This is a genomic window from Bradyrhizobium sp. WSM1253 (assembly GCF_000244935.1).
GTDB lineage: Bacteria > Pseudomonadota > Alphaproteobacteria > Rhizobiales > Xanthobacteraceae > Bradyrhizobium > Bradyrhizobium canariense.
The window spans coordinates 1,885,634-1,892,632 of the sequence record NZ_JH600073.1 but is presented as its reverse complement, the minus strand read 5'-3'; the positions used below and the strand labels follow the sequence as shown (position 1 = coordinate 1,892,632).

Sequence of the window (6,999 nt, the reverse complement as noted above, 5' to 3'; positions counted from 1 at the left end):
CCTTCCACGCCCCGGAGGTGGAGTGCATCGGCAAGGGCAAAGCAGCCGCGCCTTACGAGTTCGGTGTCAAAGCCTCTATCGTCACCAACAACCGCCGTGCTCCCGGTGGCCTGTTCGTGCTGCACGCCAGGTCGCTGCCCGATAACCCGTACGACGGTCACACATTGCGGGACGTCATCGACCGCACCGAGACACTCACCGGCTGTGCGATCGAGCGGGCCTATGTCGACAAGGGATACCGCGGCCATGACACAAAGAACCCGCGCCGTGTCTTCATCTCTGGCCAGAAGCGCGGCGTCTTCGGTGTCATCAAGCGCGAGCTGCGCCGCCGCTCCGCCATCGAACCCATCATCGGACACCTGAAGACCGATGGCCACCTCGGCCGCTGCTACCTCAAAGGCCGCGCCGGCGATGCGGCCAACGTCATCCTCTCAGCCGTCGGCCACAACTTCCGCCGCATCCTCGCCTGGCTCAGAGAACTCTTGTGCCTGTTCCTGATCCAGCTCTGGCGCACGCCCGCCTGTCCGGCCCCGCTCAATTCGGCTTCTTAACGGACGACTAGCTAGACTAAGGACCGGTGAGATCAGGCTCGTTTGCTGCAACGGGGGAGGTGTGCTCCCTCCCCGCTTGCGGGGGAGGGTTGGGGAGAGGGTATTTCCGCAATCGAGAACCCCCAAGAGGAGAGAGCCCTCACCCGGCGCATTGCGCCGGCCTCTCCCGCTTGCAAGCGGGAGAGGTGCACCAAGCCCGGGGCCGCTTAATTCAACCTATTCTCATTCCGCTCTAACGCTGCCTTGGATCGAGCGCGTCACGTAGGCCGTCGCCGAGCAGGTTCAGCGACAGCACCACGAGGAAGATCGCAAGCCCCGGCCAGATCGCCATCCAGGGCGCCTGGGTCAGGAAACGCTGCGCTGCGTTGAGCATGCTGCCCCAGGACGGCGCCGGCGGCTGCTGGCCGAGGCCAAGGAAGGACAGCGCGGCTTCGGCGATGATGGCGGCGGCAATCGATAGCGTCGCCTGCACCAGCAGCGCCGGCAGGATGTTCGGCAGGATGTGCGAAAACGCGATCCGCCACGGCGGGTTGCCGAGCGCGCGCGCCGCCTCGACATAGTCCTCGGCCTTGACGTTCAACACCTGGCCGCGGGTCAGGCGGATGAAGATCGGGGTTGCCGAGATGCCGATCGCGATCATGGCATTGCCGAGGCTCGGACCGAGGAATGCGGCGAGCGCGATCGCCAGGATCAGGAATGGGCAGGCCAGCATCGCGTCGGTCATCCGGCTGATCAGCGCATCGACGAAGCCGCCGCGATAGCCGGCGAGCAGGCCGAGCGGAACGCCGACGCCCAGCGCGATCGCGACCGAGATGAGGCCCGCGAGCAGGGACGCGCGCGCGCCGTAGACGACGCGGCTCAGGATGTCGCGACCGAGCTCGTCGGTGCCGAACCAGTGTGCCGCGGTGGGCGGCTTGCGGACGAGGCCCCAGCTCGTCGCGATCGGATCGTAGGGCACGACGAACGGCGCGAGCAGCGCGAAGCCGACGAACAAGGTGATCATGACAAGTCCGAATACTGCGGCCTTGCGTTTGAACAAGCGCCGCCGGGCGCGACGCGCCGGGCTGTCCAGCTCGTCAGCTTGCGCGATAGGAGCGGCGGCGGGCAGGGCGGCATCGGTCATGAGTCTAGCCCCGCAGCCGCGGATTGACGAGGATGTAGGCGACATCGGCAACGAGATTGAGGGTAATGTAGACCGTCGCCGTCACCAGCACGACGCCCTGTACGACCGCGTAGTCGCGGTTGAATACGGCGTCCACGATCAGTTTGCCGAAGCCGGGAATGGAGAAGATCTGCTCGGTCAGAACCGCCCCCGACAACAGCGTGCCGAGCTCGAGCGCGCCGAGTGTGATGATCGGCGTGAGTGCGTTGCGCATGGCGTGCTTGAGGATGACCGAGCGTTCGGACAATCCCTTGGCGCGCGCGGTGCGGACATAGTCGCTTTCCAGCACCTGCAGCATGGCGCTCCGGGTGTGCCGCATCAGGACCGCGGAAATCGCGTTGCCGAGCACGAAGGCCGGCATGATGGTGGCGGCGAGGCTCGCGCGCCAGTTCTCGGTCAGCGGCACGTAGCCGGACGCCGGCAGCCAGCCGAGCTCGATCGAGAACAGGAAGATCAGCATGATGCCGAGCCAGAAATTCGGCGTCGAGATGCCCCACAGCGCGAACAAATTGGCGCCATAGTCCCAGACGGTGCCCCTTTTCACGGCGGAGACGATGCCGGCGGGAATGCCGATCAGGAGCGCGATCAACATTGCCATCGAGCCGAGCTGGAGCGTCACCGGCAGCTTCTGCGCGATCAGCTCGCGTACCGGCATCTTGTTGCGCAGCGATTCACCGAAATTGCCTGATAGAACGCCCTTAAGCCAATAGACGTACTGTACGGGGATCGGCTGATCGAGCCGGTATTGATGGCGGATCTGTTCGATTGCCGCGGGATCGCGCTCCTCGCCGGCCATCACCAGCGCGGGATCCCCCGGCAGCAATTGCTGGAGCGAGAAGATCAGCAGCGACACGAAGAACAGTGTCGGCACGATCTGCACAATGCGGCGGGCGAGGAAGTTCAGCATGGCGCCGGCCGGTTGTCGGGCGATGCCACGCTCACTTGAACTTCAGCCCGACCACGCGCACCAGCCCGTCGGGCATCTGCCTGTATCCCTGGAGCTTGGTCGTGTGCGCAATCAGAAGCGTGCGGTGGTAGATGTAGATGATCGGCAAATCGTCGAGCAGGATCTTGGTCATCTTCTCGTAGATCGCTTTGCGCTCCGCGACATTGGCGGTCAGCCTTCCTTCTTCCATCAGCTTGTCGGCCTCCGGATTCGAATAGACGCCATCGTTCTGCGGTGCCTTGCTGCGCATGAAGATATAGGAGTTGCCGTCGGGATCGATGCGACCGCTCCAGTTGATCTGGAAGATCTGGAACTCGCCGGCCTGGGCCTGCTTGAAGGTGGTCGCGAATTCGACGACGCGGACCTTGATGTCGAAACCTGCTTCGGCCGCCATGGACTGCACGACCTGAGCGACGGCCTCGTACTCGGTCCCCTTCGGCACCATGTAGTCGACCGTGACGGGCAGGCTGACGCCAGCCTCCTTCAACAGCGCCTTCGCTTTAGCGATGTCGCGACCATGAAGGGGGAATGCCTTCTGGTAATAGGGATGCGTCGGGCTGACCCATTGATTGCCGGGGGTGAACTCGCCGTTGAACACGACCTGGTTGATCGCCTCGCGATCGATCGACAGATCGAGCGCCTGACGGACTTTCGCCGATTGGCTCAGCGGCCCCTTGGCCTTGTCATTGCCAATATTGATGGTCAGGCCGAGATAGCCCAGCTCAGGCGCCGTTGACAGCACGAGCTTGGGGTCGGCGCGGACGTCCTTGATGTCGGTGGCGAGCACGCGCTCGATCAGATCGAGCCCGCCGGACTTCAGGTTGGCAAGGCGCACCGTGGCATCCACGATCGGCAGGAACACCACGCGGTCGATATGGATGTTGTCCTTGTTCCAGTAATCGGCGAATCTCTCGAACACCATGCGGTCCTGCTGCACGCGCTCGACGAATTTGTAGGGACCGGCGCAGACCGGATGCAGGCCGAACTTGTCGCCGGCCTCCTTGGCGGCCTTCGGCGACACCATCATGCCGGAGCGGTCGGTCAGCTGGGCGATCAACGGGGAGTAAGGCGTCTTGAGCACCAGCTTGATGGTCAGGGGATCGACCACCTCGACATGGTCGACGCTGGCGAGCTCGGACTTGCGGAACGAACCCGGCAGCGTCATGTGACGCTCGATCGAGAATTTTGCCGCTTCCGCGTCGAGCGGTTCGCCGTCGTGGAATTTCACGTTCGGCCGGAGCTTGATGGTCATCTCCTTGCCGTCGGCCGAGGTCTCATGGGACAACGCGAGCTGCGGCACGATGTTGAGCTTCTCGTCGATGTCGAACAGCTTGTCGCAGAAGGCGGAGAATACGATGCGCCCGACATAGGTACGGCCGATGCTGGGGTCGAGGATATCAGGGTCTTCGCCGATGCCGATGCGAAGCGTGGTCTGGGCCTGGGCCTGGAGTTGGGCCGCGCCTACGAGCGACGTCAGCAATGCCGACGCCAGGAGTGCCAAACGCATAGGACTCATCGCTCTCAACCTCTGTTTTACGGCTATGCCGGGTTCGTCCCCAATGAACTAACCCCGCTGCCGCGGACTGCTTCCGGGCCGCCGCTGAAAGCGGCGACCAATTTTTCGAGAACCGGGGAGAAGCCGCCGTCCGTTGGGACGATTGCCTCGGACGACGGCAGTTCCGACGTTCGGTGGCATGCCGTTGCATGTCCGATGCCATCCGGCACGAGCTGAGGCATTTCGCTGCGGCAACGGTCGACCACGTAGGGGCAGCGGGTGTGGAAGCGGCATCCCGGCGGCGGATTGAGCGCGCTGGGGATCTCTCCCTGCAGCACAATCCGGCTGCGCTTTGCCCGCGGTTTAGGCACGGGAATCGCGGACATTAGGGCCCGGCTATAGGGATGACGCGGTGCGGCGAACAGCGCGTCCGCCGCCGCCGTCTCGACGATCTGGCCGAGATTCATCACCGCCACGTGGTCGGCGATGTGCTTGACCACGGCGAGGTCGTGCGAGACGAAAATGTAGGCCAGCCCAAGCCGATCCTGGAGTTCGCGCAGCAGATTGAGGATCTGCGAGCGGATCGAGACGTCGAGCGCCGAAACCGGCTCATCGCAGATGATCAGTTTCGGCTCGACCGCGAGCGCGCGGGCGATGGCGATGCGCTGGCGCTGGCCGCCGGAGAATTCGTGCGGGTAACGCCGCGCCAGCCGCGGCTCCAGCCCGACCAGCCGCAGGATCTCCTCGACGCGTTCGCGGCGCCGGGCGGGCGGCACCAGGTTGTGCAGCGCCAGCGGCTCGGTCAGGATCTGGCCGACGGTCATGCGCGGATTGAGCGAGGCGTAGGGATCCTGGAAGATGATCTGCGCCTCGCGGCGAAAGGCGCGCAGCGCGCCGGCGTCGAGCGAGAGCAGATCGCGGCCTTCGAAATGGATCGTGCCTGCATCCGGCTCGATCAGCCGCAGCACCAGGCGGCTGACGGTGGATTTGCCGCAGCCGGACTCACCCACCAGCGCCAGCGTCTTGCCGGCATCGAGCGAGAAGGAAACGCCATCAACGGCGTTGACATGCGCCAGCGCCCTTCCAAACAGCGAACGCTCGGCGACGAAATGCTTGACCAGGCCATCGACCTTGAGCAGCGCCATCACGACACCAGACGTTCGAGCGGCGCGCGGATGCAGCGCGAGAGGTGGCCGGGACTGATTTCGACCAGCCGCGGCGGCGCCTTGGTGCAGGCGTCCAGCACGAAGGGGCAGCGCGCGGCGAAACGGCAGCCGGCGGGCGGCTGCGCCATGTTCGGAACCATGCCCTCGATCGTGGCAAGCTGTTCGGCGCGATGATCGAGCCGCGGGATCGAGCCTAGCAGGCCGACGGTGTAGGGATGTTGCGGCGCCGAGAACAGCTCGTCCACCGCCGCGCGCTCGACGATCTCACCGGCATACATTACCGCGACCTCGTCGCAGACTTCGGCGACGACGCCGAGATCGTGGGTGATCAGGATGATGGCGGCGCCGCTCGCCGCCTTCAACTCGCGCATCAGCTCCAGGATCTGCGCCTGCAGGGTGACATCGAGCGCGGTAGTCGGCTCGTCCGCGATCAGCAGCCGCGGGTCGCAGGCCAGCGCCATCGCGATCATGACGCGCTGGCGCATGCCGCCGGAGAGCTTGTGCGGATATTCGTCGATCCGCCGCTCGGGCGAGGGGATGTGGACGCGACGCAACAGATCGATCGCCCGCTCGCGCGCACTCCTGCGCGAGCCGCCGCGGTGGCGCAAAATCGTCTCGACGATCTGGTCGCCAATCGTGAAGCTCGGATTGAGCGAGGTCATCGGCTCCTGAAAGATCATGGCGAGCCGGTTGCCGCGAAGGTCGCGCAGCGTCTGGTCCGACGTCTTAAGCAGGTCGAAACCGTCGAAGCGGATCGCGCCGGAGATTTCTGCGCTCTGCTTCGGCAGCAGGCCCATGATCGCCAGCGACGTCACGCTCTTGCCGCAGCCGGATTCGCCGACGAGGCCGAGTGTCGCGCCATTGGCGACGCTGAGATCGACACTGTCGACCGCATGGGTGACGCGGCCGTCGTCGCCGTGAAAACGAATGCGCAGATCGCTGATCTCGATGAGCGGGCTCGGGTTCATGATCGTTTTGCGCGCGCTGCGGCGATGCTCGCGTCGATGACACTGCGATCGGTGTTGCCGGCTGGGTTTTGCCGCGTCGGCATGGAGGCGCGGAAGTGTACCCAGAGCTCGTGGCTGACCCGTTCGAGCCGCTCGAGCTCACCGAGCGGATCGGGATGATCGTCGGCGCGCAGGTCCAATGCCGGCCATTCCTCCTCGCCGTGGATCAGGAGCGCAGCGGATTGCTTGCCGCGCTTGTCGCCGCCGGCGGCCTCGCCCGCGCGCATCGCGGCGAGCAGGCGGCGCGGGAAGGGCAGGCTGTCATTGGCGATATAGGTTTTTGCGGTCTCGTCGAGCACGTCGGCGCCGGCAAGCATGTTGCCGGCGATGGAGAAGCCGCTGCCGGCTATGTGGCCGCACCAGTCGACGCAATCGCGCCCGGTATGCGCGGCGATCGCGCCGCTGGCGTCCATGATGTGGATCTGGCGGCTCTCGCGGCCGTCATCGGTTGCGAGCAGGCTGGCGAGAACATCATGTGCGTTGAGGCCTTCGCGCAAAAGCTTGACGCCGTCGATGCCGTAATAGGGATTGACGAAGGCCTGCGTCGCGATGGCGCCGAGGCCGGCGGCGATATAAGGCACGCGCGCGCCGACGGCGAAGAAGCGCGTGGCAACGGCGATGCCGAACTGGCCGGTAGCAGAATCGCGCGCGATGATCGACCAGGTCATGTGC

The 6,999-nt window shown here is 65.1% G+C and carries 6 protein-coding genes and 1 pseudogene; 1 reads left to right on the top strand and 6 read right to left on the bottom strand.

The window, feature by feature from the left end:
- Positions 1-551 (top strand): annotated as a pseudogene (locus tag BRA1253DRAFT_RS10670) (IS5/IS1182 family transposase); the annotation flags it as partial.
- Positions 552-783: 232 nt separating this feature from the next.
- Here the strand turns inward: BRA1253DRAFT_RS10670 and BRA1253DRAFT_RS10665 are convergent.
- Genes BRA1253DRAFT_RS10665 through BRA1253DRAFT_RS10640 form a run of 6 tightly spaced genes read right to left on the bottom strand, consistent with a single transcriptional unit; the run spans position 784 to position 6,995 of the window.
- Positions 784-1,674, bottom strand: coding sequence for an ABC transporter permease (locus BRA1253DRAFT_RS10665; protein ID WP_007593864.1), 891 nt, complete (start codon positions 1,672-1,674; stop codon positions 784-786).
- A 4-nt stretch (positions 1,675-1,678) separates the two neighbouring features.
- On the bottom strand, positions 1,679-2,620 hold the full coding sequence (locus tag BRA1253DRAFT_RS10660; RefSeq protein WP_007593862.1) for an ABC transporter permease: 942 nt from the start codon (positions 2,618-2,620) through the stop codon (positions 1,679-1,681).
- Between the two features lie 31 nt (positions 2,621-2,651).
- On the bottom strand, positions 2,652-4,175 hold the full coding sequence (locus BRA1253DRAFT_RS10655) for an ABC transporter substrate-binding protein (RefSeq protein ID WP_007593861.1): 1,524 nt from the start codon (positions 4,173-4,175) through the stop codon (positions 2,652-2,654).
- Positions 4,176-4,198: 23 nt separating this feature from the next.
- The gene (locus BRA1253DRAFT_RS10650) at positions 4,199-5,299 is read right to left on the bottom strand and encodes an ABC transporter ATP-binding protein (protein ID WP_007593860.1); all 1,101 of its coding nucleotides are present in this window, start codon (positions 5,297-5,299) and stop codon (positions 4,199-4,201) included.
- Positions 5,299-6,288: an ABC transporter ATP-binding protein gene (locus BRA1253DRAFT_RS10645; RefSeq protein WP_007593859.1), complete on the bottom strand. Its 990-nt coding sequence runs from the start codon at positions 6,286-6,288 to the stop codon at positions 5,299-5,301. Before BRA1253DRAFT_RS10645 ends, BRA1253DRAFT_RS10650 begins: the two co-directional genes overlap by 1 nt.
- On the bottom strand, positions 6,285-6,995 hold the full coding sequence (locus BRA1253DRAFT_RS10640; RefSeq protein ID WP_007593858.1) for a DUF1028 domain-containing protein: 711 nt from the start codon (positions 6,993-6,995) through the stop codon (positions 6,285-6,287). The genes BRA1253DRAFT_RS10645 and BRA1253DRAFT_RS10640 overlap by 4 nt, the downstream gene beginning before the upstream one ends.
- Positions 6,996-6,999: the final 4 nt, after the last annotated feature.